General features: G+C 60.3%; 12 protein-coding genes. 4 read left to right on the top strand and 8 right to left on the bottom strand.

Annotated elements, in window-relative coordinates; all coding sequences use genetic code 11:
• Positions 1 to 45 precede the first annotated feature (45 nt).
• A complete protein-coding gene (gdhA, locus tag C9990_RS04005) occupies positions 46 to 1,383 on the top strand; it encodes an NADP-specific glutamate dehydrogenase (protein WP_106802585.1) in 1,338 nt (445 codons plus the stop codon).
• Here gdhA and C9990_RS04010 read toward each other — a convergent pair.
• The 4 genes from C9990_RS04010 to C9990_RS04025 form a co-directional block, all read right to left on the bottom strand.
• Entirely contained in the window at positions 1,380 to 1,868 is a 489-nt protein-coding gene (locus tag C9990_RS04010) for a GreA/GreB family elongation factor (RefSeq protein ID WP_106802586.1), read from the bottom strand. The two genes, gdhA and C9990_RS04010, sit on opposite strands and share 4 nt — an antisense overlap.
• Before the next feature lie 87 nt (positions 1,869 to 1,955).
• A complete protein-coding gene (locus tag C9990_RS04015) occupies positions 1,956 to 2,312 on the bottom strand; it encodes a hypothetical protein (RefSeq protein WP_065910211.1) in 357 nt (118 codons plus the stop codon).
• Positions 2,313 to 2,515: 203 nt separating this feature from the next.
• The gene (locus tag C9990_RS04020) at positions 2,516 to 4,369 is read right to left on the bottom strand and encodes a DUF4105 domain-containing protein (RefSeq protein ID WP_106802587.1); all 1,854 of its coding nucleotides are present in this window, start codon (positions 4,367 to 4,369) and stop codon (positions 2,516 to 2,518) included.
• 91 nt (positions 4,370 to 4,460) lie between these two features.
• Complete coding sequence (locus tag C9990_RS04025) at positions 4,461 to 4,949, bottom strand: DUF3015 domain-containing protein (RefSeq protein ID WP_016973832.1); 489 nt, start codon at positions 4,947 to 4,949, stop codon at positions 4,461 to 4,463.
• A gap of 267 nt (positions 4,950 to 5,216) precedes the next feature.
• On the opposite strand from C9990_RS04025, the gene C9990_RS04030 reads away from it, so the two are divergent.
• Positions 5,217 to 7,655 (top strand): Lon protease family protein, encoded by a 2,439-nt coding sequence (locus C9990_RS04030; RefSeq protein WP_065910214.1) that lies wholly within the window; start codon positions 5,217 to 5,219, stop codon positions 7,653 to 7,655.
• 1,411 nt (positions 7,656 to 9,066) lie between these two features.
• On the top strand, positions 9,067 to 9,384 hold the full coding sequence (locus C9990_RS04045; RefSeq protein ID WP_065910216.1) for a hypothetical protein: 318 nt from the start codon (positions 9,067 to 9,069) through the stop codon (positions 9,382 to 9,384).
• 5 nt (positions 9,385 to 9,389) lie between these two features.
• On the opposite strand, the gene C9990_RS04050 is transcribed toward C9990_RS04045, so the two are convergent.
• On the bottom strand, positions 9,390 to 11,213 hold the full coding sequence (locus tag C9990_RS04050; protein ID WP_106802590.1) for a hypothetical protein: 1,824 nt from the start codon (positions 11,211 to 11,213) through the stop codon (positions 9,390 to 9,392).
• A 163-nt stretch (positions 11,214 to 11,376) separates the two neighbouring features.
• Here C9990_RS04050 and C9990_RS04055 point away from each other — a divergent pair, with 163 nt between their 5' ends.
• Positions 11,377 to 11,865, top strand: a complete 489-nt coding sequence (locus C9990_RS04055; protein WP_010206662.1) for a TIGR00645 family protein — start codon at positions 11,377 to 11,379, stop codon at positions 11,863 to 11,865.
• A 15-nt stretch (positions 11,866 to 11,880) separates the two neighbouring features.
• Here the strand turns inward: C9990_RS04055 and C9990_RS04060 are convergent, their stop codons facing one another.
• The 3 genes from C9990_RS04060 to C9990_RS04070 form a co-directional block, all read right to left on the bottom strand.
• Positions 11,881 to 13,320, bottom strand: a complete 1,440-nt coding sequence (locus C9990_RS04060) for a glycosyltransferase family 39 protein (RefSeq protein WP_106802591.1) — start codon at positions 13,318 to 13,320, stop codon at positions 11,881 to 11,883.
• Between the two features lie 125 nt (positions 13,321 to 13,445).
• Positions 13,446 to 14,471, bottom strand: coding sequence for a hypothetical protein (locus tag C9990_RS04065; RefSeq protein ID WP_106802592.1), 1,026 nt, complete (start codon positions 14,469 to 14,471; stop codon positions 13,446 to 13,448).
• A 634-nt stretch (positions 14,472 to 15,105) separates the two neighbouring features.
• Positions 15,106 to 16,308 (bottom strand): hypothetical protein, encoded by a 1,203-nt coding sequence (locus tag C9990_RS04070; RefSeq protein WP_106802593.1) that lies wholly within the window; start codon positions 16,306 to 16,308, stop codon positions 15,106 to 15,108.
• Positions 16,309 to 16,314: the final 6 nt, after the last annotated feature.

A 16,314-nucleotide genomic window follows, 5' to 3' on the forward strand; every position in this document is an offset into this window, starting at 1 on the left:
CGGCTCAATCTCCCTTAAAAACAATCAATTTGCCGAGACTTCTCCATGATCGAATCTGTCGAATCCTTCCTTTCGCGCCTCAAGAAACGCGACCCCGACCAGCCGGAATTCCACCAGGCGGTAGAAGAAGTCCTACGCAGCTTGTGGCCGTTTCTTGAAGCCAACCCCCATTACCTGACCTCGGGCATCCTGGAGCGCATCTGCGAGCCGGAGCGCGCGATTACCTTCCGGGTCTCGTGGGTGGATGATCATGGCAAGGTCCAGGTCAATCGCGGGTTTCGCATCCAGATGAACAGCGCCATCGGCCCCTACAAGGGCGGCCTGCGCTTCCACCCGTCGGTGAACCTGGGCGTACTCAAATTCCTCGCCTTCGAGCAGACCTTCAAGAATTCCCTGACCTCCTTGCCCATGGGCGGCGGCAAGGGCGGTTCGGACTTCGATCCCAAGGGCAAGAGCGACGCCGAAGTCATGCGCTTTTGCCAGGCCTTCATGAGCGAGTTGTACCGCCATATCGGCGCCGACGTGGACGTGCCGGCCGGCGATATTGGCGTGGGTGCCCGTGAAATCGGTTTCCTGTTTGGCCAGTACAAGCGCCTGAGCAACCAGTTCACCTCGGTACTGACCGGCAAGGGCATGACCTACGGCGGCAGCCTGATCCGCCCGGAAGCCACCGGGTTCGGCTGCGTGTACTTCGCTGAGGAAATGCTCAAGCGCAATGGCCAGCGGGTCGAAGGCAAGCGCGTGGCCGTTTCCGGCTCCGGCAACGTGGCGCAATACGCGGCGCGCAAGGTGATGGACCTGGGCGGCAAGGTGGTTTCCCTGTCCGATTCCGAAGGCACCTTGTACGCCGAAAGCGGTTTGACCGAAGAGCAATGGTCGGCCCTGCTCGAACTGAAAAACGTACAGCGCGGCCGTATCAGCGAGCTGGCCGAGCGTTTTGGCCTGGAGTTCCGCAAAGGCAAGACCCCCTGGGAGCTGGCCTGCGATATCGCGCTGCCCTGCGCCACGCAGAACGAACTCGACGCCGAAGCGGCCCGCACCCTGCTGCGCAACGGCTGCATCTGCGTGGCCGAAGGCGCCAACATGCCGACCACGTTGGCGGCGGTGGATATCTTTATCGAGGCGGGCATTCTGTTCGCGCCGGGCAAGGCGTCCAATGCCGGCGGCGTAGCCGTCAGCGGCCTGGAAATGTCGCAGAACGCCATGCGCCTGCTGTGGACTGCCGGTGAAGTGGACAGCAAGCTGCACAACATCATGCAGTCGATCCACCATGCCTGCGTGCATTACGGCGAGGAAAACGGTCGGATCAACTATGTGAAGGGCGCGAACATCGCGGGCTTCGTCAAAGTCGCCGATGCGATGCTCGCGCAAGGCATCGTCTAGGCCTCGGGTTCGATCACCAGCACTTCGATCAACTGATCGCCGACGGGGCGCTTCCACAGCATTTCGTCGCCGACCTGGGCACCGAGTAACGCGCGGCCCAGCGGCGAGCCCCAGTTGATCAGGTTGGCGGTGGCGTCGGCCTGGTCTTCACCGACTAATTGGATGCGCTGCTGCTCGTCCTGCTCGTTGGCAAAGGTGACCCAATTGCCGATCTGCACCTTGTCGGTAGACTTGGCCGGTGGCACCACTTGGGCGCTCTGCACGCGCTGATTGAAGTAGCGCAGATCGCGCTCGAGATCCGCCTGGCGCTGCTTATCGTCTTTGGCAGATTCGAGGCTGTATTCGTGCTGCAACTGCGCGACTTTGGCCTGTAACTGCGCCAACCCTTGCGCGGTGAGGCGATTGGGTTGCTCGCTGACCTGGCGCTCCACCGGCTGGTCGGCCTGGGCGGCAGCGTTATCTTCGTTTACGAAAGCTCGGCTCATGACATGCTCCTCCTATGGAGTTTGGGCCATGTTCGCCGCACGATCGTTCCCACGTCCTGCGTATCCGCCGGTAAGGTCGAAGCAGACCTATTGCGAGCGATACGCCCTGGCTGCGTCTCTGTCCTTCTCCTGCTGCCACGCACGTTCGCGGTCATCCCAGTGATTGTCCTTGTAGTCGCGCAACTCTTCGTTCTCTCGCATGGCCTTGCACTGACGGAAGCCATCCTCCCAGCCTTCGGCGTACTGGCGGTCTTTCAGGTAGCGCGGCACATTCTTGCGAAACTCCCCGGTGATCACCCCAGCGGCCTGGCGACCACTGCTGCAACCATCATCAAAACCGTCGGCGAACGCCGGTGGATAACCCTTGGCCAACAACTCCTGATGAGTGGATTGGCAACCCGCCAGCCACACCACCGCACACAGCATTAGCGCATACCGCCACATGGCGTACTCCCTGGCCGTTTCACGGCTTATAGGGAGAGTCTAGAAGGGGATTTGTCGGGGAGGTGTGAAAGGGAGGTGAGAAAGACGTGGGCGAATCCAAAACGTGCCGGCGATGACGGTGTGTGAGTCAGCCTGACCCTTGCTGATACACCGTTATCGCGGGCAAGCCCGGCTCCCACATTTTGATCATCGCCAGCTTCTGGTCAGTAGTGATACCACTTCACTTCGAGCATCACTTCATTGACCGGCGTCGACAGGTGGCTGTACTCGCGCTGGGCGCTCAGGCGCAGGCCGAGGTTGCGGGACAGTTCCCATTGCTGGTTGAGGCTGAGGCTGCGGCGCACTTCACCGTTGGTGAAGAAATCGCCCTTGGCTTCCAGGCTCAGGTTGCCCAGCGGGTTTTTCCACAGTACGCCGGTGTTGAAACCGGCTGCCGGGGAGATGGCTTCGCTGAAGTCGTTGTTGTGTTCCACGCGCACGGTGCCGAGGGCGAAGCCGAGCATGTCGTCGCTCAGTTGCCAGGTGCCGCCGGCGCCGCCGTTGACGTGGGCGACCAGGGTTTCGTCGTCGTGCTTGCCGGGGACGCGCTCCAGGCCGCCGGTGACTTGCCATGACCACGGCTGCAGCAAGGCATTGCGCGGGGTCAGCGAGCGAATGGTCGCCAGGTCCAGTTGCTGCAGTTGCCAGTGATTGCCTTCGTACTGGCGCAGTTTCATCTGCAGGATCTCGATCTGCGCGCCAAGGGGGAAGCCCTCGGCGTTGTCATTGAGGTCGTGGTAGGCCATGCGCAGGCCGTATTCACCGAACGCCTTGTCGCCACGGGTGCCAATACCGGCTTGCCAAGTGCGTGATTCATGGCCGTTTTCCGGCAAGCCAGGCGGGACGATTTTCAGGTCGGGCGCGGGGTTCTGGTTGATCGCCCGCAGCAGTTCGAAGCTGCGCTGGGAGCGTTCGGTGTCGCGTTCCAGGCCGTTGGCGCGGTAGCGGCCGAGGCGATAGGCGGCGTCGATGATCAGGGCTTGTCGGTCACGGGGCAGGGCTTTGAAGGCGGGCTCCTGCAATTGTTTCTGGTCGTCGCTGACCTTCAATACCCATTGCTGCTCGTCGCTGTCCAGCGGTTTGGCGCGCTCCAGCAGTTCACGTTCGCGAGAGGGGCGATAGTCGATTTTCTCGACCAGGCCTGCGTCTTTTACCGCCTTGACCGTGTCGGTGGGGATGGCCGTGAGCGGGAACTGCTCGGTCAGACGCAGGCCAGGGCGCGCCACTTGCAGCAGTTCCAGCAGGCGATAGGAGCAGTTTTCGTCGAAGAAGAAGTAGTCGAACTGGATCTGCTTGAGTTCCCACACATGTTCGACCATGCGCTCGGTCTCGACCTGGGTCAGGTTCAGGCGGTATTCCCACAGGTCACGGTTCTCCAGGCTACGGTACTCGGAGAGTTTTTCCTGGTAGGGCACCAGGGCGAACAGGCCGGGGTAGCCGCCCATCAGGCCTTTCCAGGCGTAGAGGATGCTGTTGTCCGAGCCTTCGATGTAGGCGCCGAAGTTGATCGCGTAGCTGAGCAGGGCGGTGTTGTTGCTTTGCACGTCCGCCTGGTCGATGCGCAGCAGGGTGTGGCCGAACATCGACGACGGGCTGTTGAGGTACGCCGCCGGGAAGATCATGACCGCGCTGTGGGGCGCGACGTCCTTGAACCATTGCTTGAATTCTTTGCAGTCCACGGCGGGCAGGTCTGTCAGGTGCAACTGATCCTTGAGCCAACGGGTACGTGCGGGGTAAACGCATTGGGCGTGTTTCTCACCGAGGCTGGCCGGCAGGTACAGTGCTTCGACGGTGGCCTTGAGTTCCGCGTCCGGGTGGTGGGCGCCATCGGGGGCGAGGAAGAACTTCTTGTCGCTGACATAGCTGCGCCAGCCGCTGATCTTGCCGGCTTCGTAGTGGCCCAGGGACAACCAGAACGGGTCGTTGGCCAATTGCTGCAAACGTTGATCATCAAGATGCGGGGCCGCGAACAGCGGGGCGCAAGCGAAGAGTGCCAGCCAGGCAAAGCGTTTGAGCATAGGGGCAACTTAAGTCGGATAAAGTGAGACCCAAAGGGGGGCGGGTCCAAAAATTAAAACCCGCGCCTCGAGAGGCGCGGGCGGGTCGAGCTTAAGCCTGGGTTGCGTATTTCGCCAGACGGGCATCGCTTTTCAGTACAGCCAGGGTGTTGTTGTGCACGTCGTCAGCGGTCACGTCAGCTTTGCTGAAGATCTGCTGGAAGTGCTCATGGGTAACGGCCGCGAAGTGCTCGCGATCTTCCGGTGCAACGCCCAGTACCACCGCGTAGGTGGTCAGTGCTTCGCCATTGCCTTTGGCCATGTCTTCGGACAGCTCGTTCATCATGCCATTCATGGCAATCCACGATTTGCCGCCGTAGGTCAGGGCGCTGTTGGTGCTGCAACCGTTGGTGCCCGAGGTCATGCCGAAGGTGGCGTTACCGGAGGTACCGTTGGTGGTGGAAGCCAGGAAGTGCGCTGGAGTACCGCGCTGGCCTTCAAACAACATGTTGCCCCAACCGCAGTTCGGGCCACCTGGTGCTTCAGCCATGGCATTGAGGGAGACAACGGTGAAGAGAGTACCAAGAAGGATCCGTTTCATAGCTTTGTTCTCTTTGTGTGCAAACCAATGGACAAGGGTTCAGGCACTTCGTAGCGCCCTAGGGATCGGTTATTAGTCCAACCCGCGCAGTTTGGAGTTTAGGCACGTTCCAAGGGTTCCGTGTGTTTTTATAAAACAATCAGCGTTGTCGCGATTTTTTTGTAGGACGCATCCCGCGTCTATGCTTTCCCACAGGCGCGCCTTGCCATAGCGCGTAACCGGGAGCCAGAATGCCGTCATCTGCCCCGCCTGATGTAAGGAAGCCCGATGCCTGATCCTGTTGCTGCCAGCTTGCGTCTAGCGCCCGAAGCGCTGACTCGCCCTTTCTCCGCTGAACAGTTCAGCTTCTCGACCACCAATGATTTGGAGCCCTTTCGCGGTGTGCTTGGCCAGGAACGTGCGGTTGAAGCCTTGCAGTTCGGTGTGGCCATGCCACGCCCCGGTTACAACGTGTTTGTCATGGGCGAGCCGGGCACCGGCCGCTTTTCGTTCGTCAAACGCTACCTGAAAGCCGAAGGCAAGCGCCTGCAGACCCCGGCGGACTGGGTCTACGTGAATAATTTCGATGAGCCGCGCGAACCGCGTGCCCTGGAATTGCCAGGCGGCGCGGCGGCGGCGTTCATTGCCGATATCAATGGCCTGGTGGATAACCTGGTCGCGACCTTCCCGGCGGTGTTCGAGCACCCGACTTATCAACAGCGCAAAAGCGCCATCGACCGTGCCTTCAACCAGCGCTACGACAAGGCCTTGGACGTGATCGAGCGCCTGGCCCTGGAAAAGGACGTGGCGCTGTACCGTGACAGCACCAACATCGCGTTTACCCCGATGCTCGACGGCAAGGCGCTGGACGAGGCGGAGTTTTCGCAGTTGCCGGAAGCCGATCGCGAGCGCTTCCACACGGATATTTCCGAGCTGGAGGAGCGTCTCAACGAAGAACTCGCGAGCCTGCCGCAGTGGAAGCGCGAGTCGAATAACCAGCTGCGCCAGTTCAACGAAGAAACCATCACCCTGGCGCTGCAGCCTTTGCTCGCACCGCTGTCGGAAAAGTACGCGGAAAACGCCGCGGTCTGCGGCTATCTGCAAGCCATGCAGGTGTACCTGCTCAAAACCGTGGTCGAGCAGTTGGTTGACGACGCGAAGACTGACGCCCAGGCGCGCAAACTGCTGGAAGAGCAGTACTGCCCAAGCCTGGTGGTCGGCCATCCGGTCAACGGCGGCGCGCCGGTGGTATTCGAGCCGCACCCGACCTACGACAACCTGTTCGGCCGTATCGAATACAGCACCGACCAGGGCGCGCTGTACACGACTTATCGCCAGCTGCGCCCGGGCGCCTTGCATCGGGCCAACGGCGGCTTCCTGATCCTGGAAGCCGAGAAAATGCTCGGCGAGCCGTTTGTATGGGACGCCCTCAAGCGTTCGCTGCAGTCGCGCAAGCTGAAGATGGAATCGCCGCTGGGTGAGCTGGGGCGCCTTGCCACCGTGACCCTCAACCCGCAAATGATCCCGTTGCAGGTCAAGGTGATCATCATCGGTTCGCGCCAGCTGTACTACGCGCTGCAGGACGCCGATCCGGACTTCCAGGAGATGTTCCGGGTACTGGTGGATTTCGACGAAGACATCCCGATGGTCGACGAGAGCCTGGAGCAGTTTGCCCAGTTGCTCAAGACCCGCACCTCGGAAGAGGGCATGGCGCCGCTGACCTCCGACGCGGTTGCGCGCCTGGCGACCTACAGCGCCCGACTGGCCGAACACCAGGGGCGCTTGTCGGCGCGGATTGGCGACTTGTTCCAGTTGGTCAGCGAGGCGGACTTTATCCGGCACCTGGCCGGCGACGAGATGACGGATGCCGGCCACATCGAACGCGCGCTCAAGGCCAAGGCCACGCGGACGGGACGTGTGTCGGCGCGGATCCTCGACGACATGCTCGCCGGGGTGATCCTGATCGACACCGCTGGCGCGGCGGTCGGCAAGTGCAACGGGCTGACGGTCCTGGAAGTGGGGGATTCTGCATTCGGTGTGCCGGCGCGGATTTCCGCCACGGTGTATCCGGGCGGCAGCGGCATTGTCGACATCGAGCGTGAAGTCAACCTCGGGCAGCCGATCCACTCCAAGGGCGTGATGATCCTCACCGGTTACCTGGGCAGCCGTTATGCCCAGGAATTCCCGCTGGCGATCTCCGCGAGTATCGCGCTGGAGCAGTCCTACGGTTACGTGGACGGTGACAGCGCGTCGCTGGGCGAGGCCTGCACCTTGATCTCGGCGTTGTCGAAGACGCCGCTCAAGCAGTGCTTTGCGATCACCGGCTCGATCAACCAGTTCGGTGAAGTGCAGGCGGTGGGTGGGGTCAACGAGAAGATCGAAGGCTTCTTCCGCCTGTGCGAAGCCCGCGGTTTGACCGGCGAACAGGGCGCGATCATTCCCCAGGCCAACGTTGCCACGCTGATGCTCGATGAGAAGGTCTTGCAGGCCGTGCGCGATGGGCAATTCCACATCTATGCAGTGCGCCAGGCGGATGAAGCGCTGAGCCTGCTGGTGGGCGAGGACGCCGGTGAGCCGGACGCAGAAGGCCAGTTCCCGGAAGGTACGGTCAATGCGCGCGTGGTCGAGCGGTTGCGTGCGATTGCCGAGATGATCAGTGAAGACGACTTGAAAGAAGCGGAGAAGGAGCTGGCGCAACAGGCCTTGGCCGAAGCCAAGCCGACCTGATTGTCCTGTTGAAACGCGATTAATGTGGGGGCTGGCTTGCCTGCGATGGCGGTGTGCCTGGCGAAGAAAAATGCCAGCAATACCGCCGCCTTCGCAGCCTCGCTGGGGCTCGACAACTCCTACACTTGGGCTGCGTCGCGCCGGATATTGCGATCACCCAGGGGATTGAAGTCAGGCCGACACCGCCAACCCCCTGTAGGAGCTGTCGAGCTTTAGCGAGGCTGCGAAAGCGGTGTGCAAGGCGCAGAAAATGCCAGCAATACCGCCGCCTTCGCAGCCTCGCCGGGGCTCGACAACTCCCACACTTGGGCTGCGTCGCGTCGGATATTGCGATCACCCGTGGATTGAAATCAGGCCGACACCGCCAATCCCCTGTAGGAGCTGTCGAGCTTTAGCGAGGCTGCGAAAGCGGTGTCTCAGGCGCAGAAAATGCCAGCAATGCCGCCGCCTTCGCAGCCTCGCTGGGGCTCGACAGCTCCTACACTTGGGCTGCTTCGCGCCGGATATTGCGATCACCCAGGGGATTGAAATCAGGCAGACACCGCCAATCCCCTGTAGGAGCTGTCGAGCTTTAGCGAGGCTGCGAAAGCGGTGTCTCAGGCGCAGAAAATGCCAGCAATGCCGCCGCCTTCGCAGCCTCGCCGGGGCTCGACATCTCCCACATTTGGGCTGCGTCGCGTCGGATATTGCGATCACACAGGGGATTGAAATAACGGGGCACCGCCAATCCCCTGTAGGAGCTGTCGAGCTTTAGCGAGGCTGCGAAAGCGGTGTGCCTGGCGAAGAAAAATGCCAGCAATACCGCCGCCTTCGCAGCCTCGCCGGGGCTCGACAGCTCCTACACTTGGGCTGCGTCGCGTCGGATATTGCGATCACCCAGGGGATTGAAATAACGGGGCACCTCCAATCCCCTGTAGGAGCTGTCGAGCTTTAGCGAGGCTGCGAAAGCGGTGTGCCTGGCGAAGAAAAATGCCAGCAATACCGCCGCCTTCGCAGCCTCGCTGGGGCTCGACATCTCCCACATTTGGGCTGCGTCGCGCCGGATATTGCGATTCACCTAGGGGATTGAAATCAGGCCGACACCGCAATCCCCTGTGGGAGTTGTCGAGCTTTAGCGAGGCTGCGAAAGCGGTGTCTCAGGCGCAGAAAACGCCAGCAATGCCGCCGCCTTCGCAGCCTCGCTAAAGCTCGACACTGGCTTCCGCATGGGAACAACGGTGCCTTGGAACACCGATAAAATCGCCACATTTTTGACTCGTCTACAGAGGCCCAACGCCCGTTGGTCCCTACAACCTTGGTTTGCACTGGTTTTATTCTATTCTCTGATCAAGGGATATCCACAGGAGTCGCTGGATAGAAACAGCCTCGCCATCGGCTGAGGTTGAACACCGATCTACCGAGGGTCGCCGCCATGCCGCGCAACCTTTGCCTTACCCGCCAATGCCTGGGCCTGGTCACCCGTATCGAATGCTCCATTCGCCCTCTCGCGGGGGATAACGGGCTGTGGACCCTGCTGTTTGCTGCCGGAATGACTGGCGAGCAGCCCTCCACCATCAAGTCCCAGGGCCCGTTTCATGGGCCCTTCGTCGCCGAAACCATTCTGCAATCGATCGTCGAAAGCCTGACCCTGCACGGCTATGAACTGGCGGATGACCCGCAGATCTGGTGCCTGCACCTGCAGGCCCATCTGCGGCAACTCAACGGTGGGCACGAGCGCCTGGCGCTTTAGCCGGATTACTTGCTCTCGGGCTTGTCCAACTTGACCTCAAAGCCGTACTGCACGGTGCTCAGGTCGGTGCGCTGGTAGCTTTCCAGCGCAGTGGGCTGGCCGTAGAAGTAATGCACGTCAAACATCGCCGTGCCGTATTCCTCGGCGCGGTGGCTCACGCCGAGAATTTCCTTGAGGTAGTTGCCGCTCGCGTCCTTGGCGTAGAAGCGCCAGCTGTCGGCGGGGAATTCCTTCTGGTCGACAATCAGCGCGTTGTCCTTGAGCGACAGCCCCTTGGGCAGTTTGGCGACGTCAATCTCAGCCTTTTGGATGGTGGCCAGGAACAGCGGAATCGAGCCCACCACGTACGCCGGGTTTTCCGGGAACAGGTTGAGGTCGTAGGTGAGGGTGCCGCGCGCCGGGTTCAGTTCAAACGCTTCGGTGGGCAACTCGATCGGCTCGCCGCGTTCACCTTTGTCGTCAGCGGTGAAGAAAGTTACCGGTGATTCGCTGCTGTTACGCTCGCTGCCGACCAGGTCGTCATTGAACGTGAACGGATGGTCGAACACGATATGTGCGGCGCTGGCGTCTTCGACGGACTGGCTGATGGTGACGCTGTTTTTCAGTTGATCCTCAGTCATGGTCGCGTCCTTGAGCCAGCTGGCGGCACCGTCGTCATACACGGTGACCGGCATGGGCAAGGCTTGGACGGTCTTTTCCAGGCTGTTCTTGTCGAAGCGCTGAACCGGCAGGTCGAGGTCCTTGCGAGTGAGCGTGGCCGTGGAGAAATCCAGCACGTTGATCTGCAGGTTGTCGATCAGGCCGTTGAAATACACCTTGGCGTAATGGCTGGTCTGCTTGTGTTCGAAGGCTTTCTGCTCATCGGTCAGCTGTTTTTCAAACGCATCCGACCAGGCCTTCTGCTTTTGCATCTCGGCCAGTTGCTTCTCATAGAACTCGACTTGCGCGGCGCTTTCGTTGATTGAGCCGGAGCGTGTGAGGAATTGCCCGGTGCTGTCGCGTGCCTGCACCAGCAGGGGGTTGGGCGACTCGTCGCCGACTTCCGGCGCCAGCGGTTGGCTGTTGGTCAGCTCGATCTCGGCGTAGTTTTTTTCCAGAAGCACCAGGTTGACCGTGATATTGCCTTCGGTGCGCTTGTGGCCCACGTCCTTTTTCGACAGGTCGAACGTCAGCACTTTGCCCGGCGCAACCACTTCCACCGTACCTTTGAGGCGGACCGGCTGCGGCTGACTTTTGTTTTCTGTCTCGATGCCATCGATGAACGGGTAGGTCACCGTCAGGTCATCCGGGTTGGTCAGGTTGGAGCTGCTGGGGCTCAGCTGGATGCCCGGATCGGTTTCCGACCATTCGGGCTGAAACGGCACGACCTTGTTGTTGCTCAAGGTGACCGACTGCCACTCCAGGCCATGGGGAAAGGGGAATTGCTCGGGGGTGTTGAAGTTGAACGGGAAGACCGGCTGCAGATCCGTCAGGTAGTCGGAGTGCGAGGCCTTGCGCAGCACGAACAGGCCATTGATGTAGGTGTCCACCAGCGCCTGTGGCGTGGGGTAATGCTTGAGCAGGGCCAGGCTGTCTTCGCCGTATTCGGCTTCGATGGGCTTGGTCGCGAGTTTGACCCGCGCCCGTTCCAGCAACAGCAGCGAGCCGCCGAGGTCGGCGATGGCATCGCGCAGTTTGGGGTCCTGGATGCTGTCGAGGGAGTGTTCGAATTTTGCGGTTTTCTCTTCGAGGGTGGTCTGCTTCTGCTCATCGCTGGGGGAGCAGCCGCTGGCCAGCAGCAATGCCGCGCACAGGCCGAGACTGGCCAAAGGGGATCGCACATCCATCATCTGAATTCTTCCTGTCCGACGTCATGGAGCCGAGTTGATGGGCTCGACACTAGCAGAAAAATTCTCTTACAGATGCCGCACAGGTCAGTTTTCTCGCGGTTACAGGTGTTTGGTAGCGGCTGGTATACTCGCCGCCATTTTTAGCCAAGCTGTGTGAGATCCAATGGAACGCTTTATCGAAAATGCTATGTACGCCTCGCGCTGGCTGCTGGCGCCGATCTATTTCGGCTTGTCCCTCGGGTTGCTGGCGCTGGCGCTGAAATTTTTCCAGGAAGTGATTCACTTGCTGCCGAGCGTGTTCTCGATGGCCGAGTCCGAGCTCATCCTGGTGCTGCTGTCGTTGATCGACATGGCCCTGGTCGGTGGCTTGCTGGTGATGGTGATGATTTCCGGCTACGAGAACTTCGTCTCGCAGCTGGACATCGACGACAACAAGGAAAAGCTCAACTGGCTGGGCACCATGGACTCTTCGTCGCTGAAGATGAAAGTCGCGGCGTCCATCGTGGCGATTTCCTCCATCCACCTGCTGCGCATCTTCATGGACGCCAAGAACGTCGATCCGCAACACCTGATGTGGTACGTGATCATCCACATGACCTTCGTGGTCTCGGCGTTTGCCATGGGTTACCTGGACAAGGTCACCAAGCACTGATGCCCCGCGCCGGCCTTACTGCTCGATGAAGTAGTAAGGCTGGCGGTTGATCGCCATCTCCTTGATGACCGTGACCTTGGTGGTTAAATCGTTGGTGTGGTCCAGCAGCGCAACGTTGCCGGGCCTGGCGGTCAAAAAGCGCTGAAGCTCGGCTTCGGTCTGCAGGATCGGCAGATAGGCCTGGGTGTAGAACACGCTGGCGCCGGCAATCCGCTCGTTGGGCTGAAACAACACCACCTCCTTGCCTTCGGCTTGCAGTGCCTGGATCTGACTGATCAACGGCACGAACGACTGGCGCACGTCGGCTTTGGGCGCGAACCAGAAGGCGGCTATCAGGTAGCAGGCGACGGCCAGGGTGAACACGCCGCCCACCAGCCTGGTGTGGTGTTTATACAACCCCGGTTTGTGGGTCTTGAGCCATTCCAGCAGCACCCGTGCATATTCTGCCGCCAATACGGCGGCGGCTGGCGTGAGCGCCATCAAGTACACCGTGCGTTTGCTCGACGCGAAGGTCAGCAGGGTGAACTGCGCCACCAGCCACACGCTGAAGAACAGGCGGTAACGGTTGCGCACCAGGCTTTTACGGAAATGCCACAGCCCCAGGTACACCAGGATGTTCCAGGGCAGGAACGCCTCGGGCAGCTTCGCGATGTAGTAGTAGATCGGCTCGTAGTGGCCCGCCTCGACAAACGAGCCGCTGAAGCGCCCGACGCTGTTGGTCCACAACACTTCTCCCACCGCCTGCATGCCGCCGCGCTGGAACAGGAAGCCCAGCCAGATCATCAACGGTATCAGCGCCAGCAAAGTGAAGAAGGCCGGCTTGAGCCAGTCGCCTATGCGCAGGCGTTTGTCCATCAGGCTGGTGCTGGCCAGGTACACGAAGATCACGATACCCGGCATCGCCAGGCCCAGCACGCCCTTGCTCAAGGTGGCGATGACCATCCCCACGGTAAACAGGGCCCAGGGCCAGGCGTTGCCGCCTTGACGCTCGGATTCGGGCCGCATCGCCTGATAGAAAGCCAGCAGCGCGGTGGTGACGCCCAGGGTCAGTAGCGAGTCCTCACCCACGCCGCGCACATTGCCCCAGTAACTGGCCATGGTCGCGAGGATCAAGGCGGCACTGAACGCCAGCGTCTTCGGCCGTCCGAACGTGCGCAGCATGCCGTAGAGCAGCATCACGCTGAACAACCCGGCAAAGGCCGAGGCCAGGCGCACCGCCCAGGTGGTCCCGCCGAACAGGCGAATCGCCCCGGCGTCGATCCACAGGCTCAGCGGCGGTTTTTCCAGGAAGGGCTCGCGAAACAACTGCGGCACCACCCAGTTGTTGTCCAGGTGCATGGCCATGGCGATCCCGGCGACACGGGCTTCGGTGGACCCTTGCAACTCATGGTTGCCCAAGGCAAAGAAGAACAACAGACCAGCAAGCAGCAACAGCAAAGGAGCGGGACGCGTCATGGATTCTGGCTACCAAGGCAGGAGGACCGTCCGGGGGAACGGTCATTGCAATTGGCTAGTATCCGTCGGCGTTTCTGAATATTTCGTGAACGAGTGTCGGATTTTTTTAAAGTGCACCCAGACCCTCACGGTGCCTTCAAACTGGGGACTGCCGCCTTGCCTTGCGTCGAGAGCACCGGCTCCAGTTGCTCCCAGGTAAAGCTCAGCTCGTTGTCACAGCCGTCGCCTTGGGCGGGTGTCGAGAGTTGCAGGCCCTGGGTGTTGAAGCTCAAATCGAACGTGGAATAGCTGGTCACCGCCGGGCACCCTTCGTCGGTGGTGGTCTGTTTGGCCAGCCACGCGCTGAAGTGGGCGGGCAGTTTGACTTGGCCCGAGTAGGGGTTGTCCCATTGCTCGCGGCCTCCCAGCCACGTCCACGGGTCGACCTTTTCGCCGGTTTGCAGGTTCCAGCTGTGCAGGCCCCAACTGATGCCACCGCGTCCGTAGCCCGCCGACCAGCGATAGAAACGCACAGTGATCCAGTGCGCCGACCAGTACGATGGCTCCACCGTGATCTCGCTGGTCGTGGTGCCGCCGCTCTGGTCCAGTGAGTTGCGTCGCTCCCGGTAGAAGTCGGTCTGGCCCTCTGGATTGATGGCCATGCGCGCGAGGTCGCGGTTGATCTTATCGATCGCTTCCCCGTCGCCTTCAAGTTTCAGGATGACCTGCCCACCTTGGGTCTTCACTTGATAGGCATGCTCGGCGAAGGTCTTCTTCTCGACCTTTACCGCAGGCGGCGTGGCTTCAAGAGGAAGGTTGTAGGTGTCGCTCGCGCACCCGTCGGCGTCCGCGCGTTTCAACACCAACGCCAGGCTTTTACCACCCAGGGCTTTGCTCCAGGTTCCGGTCAGCGAGTCGTCTTGCGGGTCGTCCAACTGCCAGAAGCCGGTTTGCCCTTCTTCCACCCACGGCTCACTGGCATTGGCCTGAGTCAGCTGAATGGGCGTGAGAATACGTTGGTAGTAGTAACTGCCATTGGCGCCGTGGGCGCCGTTGAAACAGACGGTGATCGCGGATTTGCCCAAAGTGCCCGTCCAGACGCCAGCGAGGTCGGCGGCGGTTGCAAGCACTGGGGCGCAGGCGAGGGTGAGAACGACGAGGGGCTTCAGCACGGGTATCGGACTTCCGGTTGTCTGATAGAGGCGGTCAGGGTAATGGGAAGTGCGGGCGGATTCCAGACGGGGATGGTATGGCGAGAAACGCCCAACCTGTCTCTATGAGAAATATTATCGTGTGTGACTTTCCTTGGTCGTCCCCCGGAATCACGCTGATGGCCTAATCCTCTTCCGTCCACCCTGTTGTGGGCGAGCTCTACGCCCAGTTGCTGCGGCGCGAGCTCGACGGCCAGGATCAGTCCCTGGCCTGGCGCAGGACACCTTCGTACGGATTCTGAGCAAGGGGCGCGTGCCGGTTTTTCTCGAGCCGCGGGCGTACCTGGCCTTTATTGCGGGGCGGAGTGAGGTGTCAGCGAGGGGGATTTCCATGCAGCAGAAACAACAAAACCCGCACTGGGCGGGTTTTGTCGATGCTTTGAATTGGTGGGCCGGGGTAATTTGAAACAAGTCGGTCTATCTGTTTTTTCTAATTAATAGTTTATTGGTCAACTTGCTTGGAATACCAGTTGGAATGCAGCGTAGTCTGGATTCGGATGGAGGTGCTTTCTGAGCAGTTTTTTCTGCGGCAGCTAACAGATTGGCAGTTCCGGTATTCAATCAACACCGGAACGTGGGTAGGCATGGGGCAGGGTCAATCAGGCTTGGCTACCGTCGCGACACCCTTGCTTAATACAGGAGCGGCTACATGCACCTTGGCCTCGGACAACGCAATACAGCGATGTGCGTAGCTGTCGATCTCTTTCAAAGCGATATTTCGGTAGCTAGCGGGACAGATCAACAACGTATCGCCGAAGCGGAACTGACGAAACGCCCTGACGCTGTACAAACCATTCGGCCCCTCGTAGCTTTCCAGTTGCCACGGGGCGCTACTGAATACCTCCTTCGGATAATCCTTTTCGTTCAACACATAGCTCAGCTCGGTACTGTCCCTAATTTTGATCAGATTGGCGGCGGAATAAACCCACAGGTCCAAGAGGGCCGGCAACAGCATGGCATTGACGAAGATGCACCCGAGTATCACCAGTGCGGCTCGGCCGGTGCGCTGCATCGCATTGCCGTTTGTCAGATAAAAGACGAGGACTGGCGCTAGGTAGAGGCACATTATCAGTAAGCAGAGAGCGATAGCCCCGAATGCCTCTTCCCCGCTCTCTCCGCCTCGCCACGTCATGATGGCTAGCTGGGCGGGCATGACTCCACTCACCGAAGTAAACGCTAGCAGCGTACCTAGCCAGCCAACGAGGGCTGTGTAATAGAGTTTGCGATGCGAGGGTTTGCGGGGACCAGGCGGTAGCTCCAGTACTTTGTTGTGCAGGGGTGCATCGCGGCGAAGCAGGACTATCACGGCACAAGCGGCAGCGATTACGACGATAGGGAAGAAGTAGCCTGGGGCCATGGTGTGATCAAAGAGGGCCCCCAGCAGGTTGAGCGATAGCAGTAGATAGCCCCCGCCTACGATGAGGCCAAAGCGTAAGGCGAGCCTCTTCTCCAGCTCTCTGTCAACGGTGCATACAGACATGCTCAACGTGAAGACCAAAGACGGCACCGATACGATGAGCAGCAGCGACGCGAGTATCAGCAGGCTGAAGAATAACCAGGCAACTAGGTTTGAGGGGTTACCTAACGAACTCAGGATCAACTCGGGGTGATGGATTACCCAGAGGTACTTTGTAAGGAGTGAGATTGAGATAAGCGTTGAAACCACCGGCAGCCACCATTTGATATCGGCGAGGAGTTTGAATAGGGCTTGCCGGGGGCTGCTGGAGGCTGAGGGGTCGGGCGGTGAAGCGGGGGATGGGCTTTGCGGGATGGTTGTGGAGGGAGATACGGCTGTCATGAGTGT

Origin of the sequence: Pseudomonas sp. S5D5 (genome assembly GCF_003013355.1) — a bacterium.
GTDB lineage: Bacteria > Pseudomonadota > Gammaproteobacteria > Pseudomonadales > Pseudomonadaceae > Aquipseudomonas > Aquipseudomonas aylmerensis.

What these genes read in the sequence shown, in the direction of transcription:
- gdhA (WP_106802585.1), top strand. Translation starts at nt 46, where the DNA reads ATGATCGAATCTGTCGAATCCTTCCTTTCGCGCCTCAAGAAACGCGAC.
- C9990_RS04010 (WP_106802586.1), bottom strand. Translation starts at nt 1,868, where the DNA reads ATGAGCCGAGCTTTCGTAAACGAAGATAACGCTGCCGCCCAGGCCGAC.
- C9990_RS04015 (WP_065910211.1), bottom strand. Translation starts at nt 2,312, where the DNA reads ATGTGGCGGTATGCGCTAATGCTGTGTGCGGTGGTGTGGCTGGCGGGT.
- C9990_RS04020 (WP_106802587.1), bottom strand. Translation starts at nt 4,369, where the DNA reads ATGCTCAAACGCTTTGCCTGGCTGGCACTCTTCGCTTGCGCCCCGCTG.
- C9990_RS04025 (WP_016973832.1), bottom strand. Translation starts at nt 4,949, where the DNA reads ATGAAACGGATCCTTCTTGGTACTCTCTTCACCGTTGTCTCCCTCAAT.
- C9990_RS04030 (WP_065910214.1), top strand. Translation starts at nt 5,217, where the DNA reads ATGCCTGATCCTGTTGCTGCCAGCTTGCGTCTAGCGCCCGAAGCGCTG.
- C9990_RS04045 (WP_065910216.1), top strand. Translation starts at nt 9,067, where the DNA reads ATGCCGCGCAACCTTTGCCTTACCCGCCAATGCCTGGGCCTGGTCACC.
- C9990_RS04050 (WP_106802590.1), bottom strand. Translation starts at nt 11,213, where the DNA reads ATGATGGATGTGCGATCCCCTTTGGCCAGTCTCGGCCTGTGCGCGGCA.
- C9990_RS04055 (WP_010206662.1), top strand. Translation starts at nt 11,377, where the DNA reads ATGGAACGCTTTATCGAAAATGCTATGTACGCCTCGCGCTGGCTGCTG.
- C9990_RS04060 (WP_106802591.1), bottom strand. Translation starts at nt 13,320, where the DNA reads ATGACGCGTCCCGCTCCTTTGCTGTTGCTGCTTGCTGGTCTGTTGTTC.
- C9990_RS04070 (WP_106802593.1), bottom strand. Translation starts at nt 16,308, where the DNA reads ATGACAGCCGTATCTCCCTCCACAACCATCCCGCAAAGCCCATCCCCC.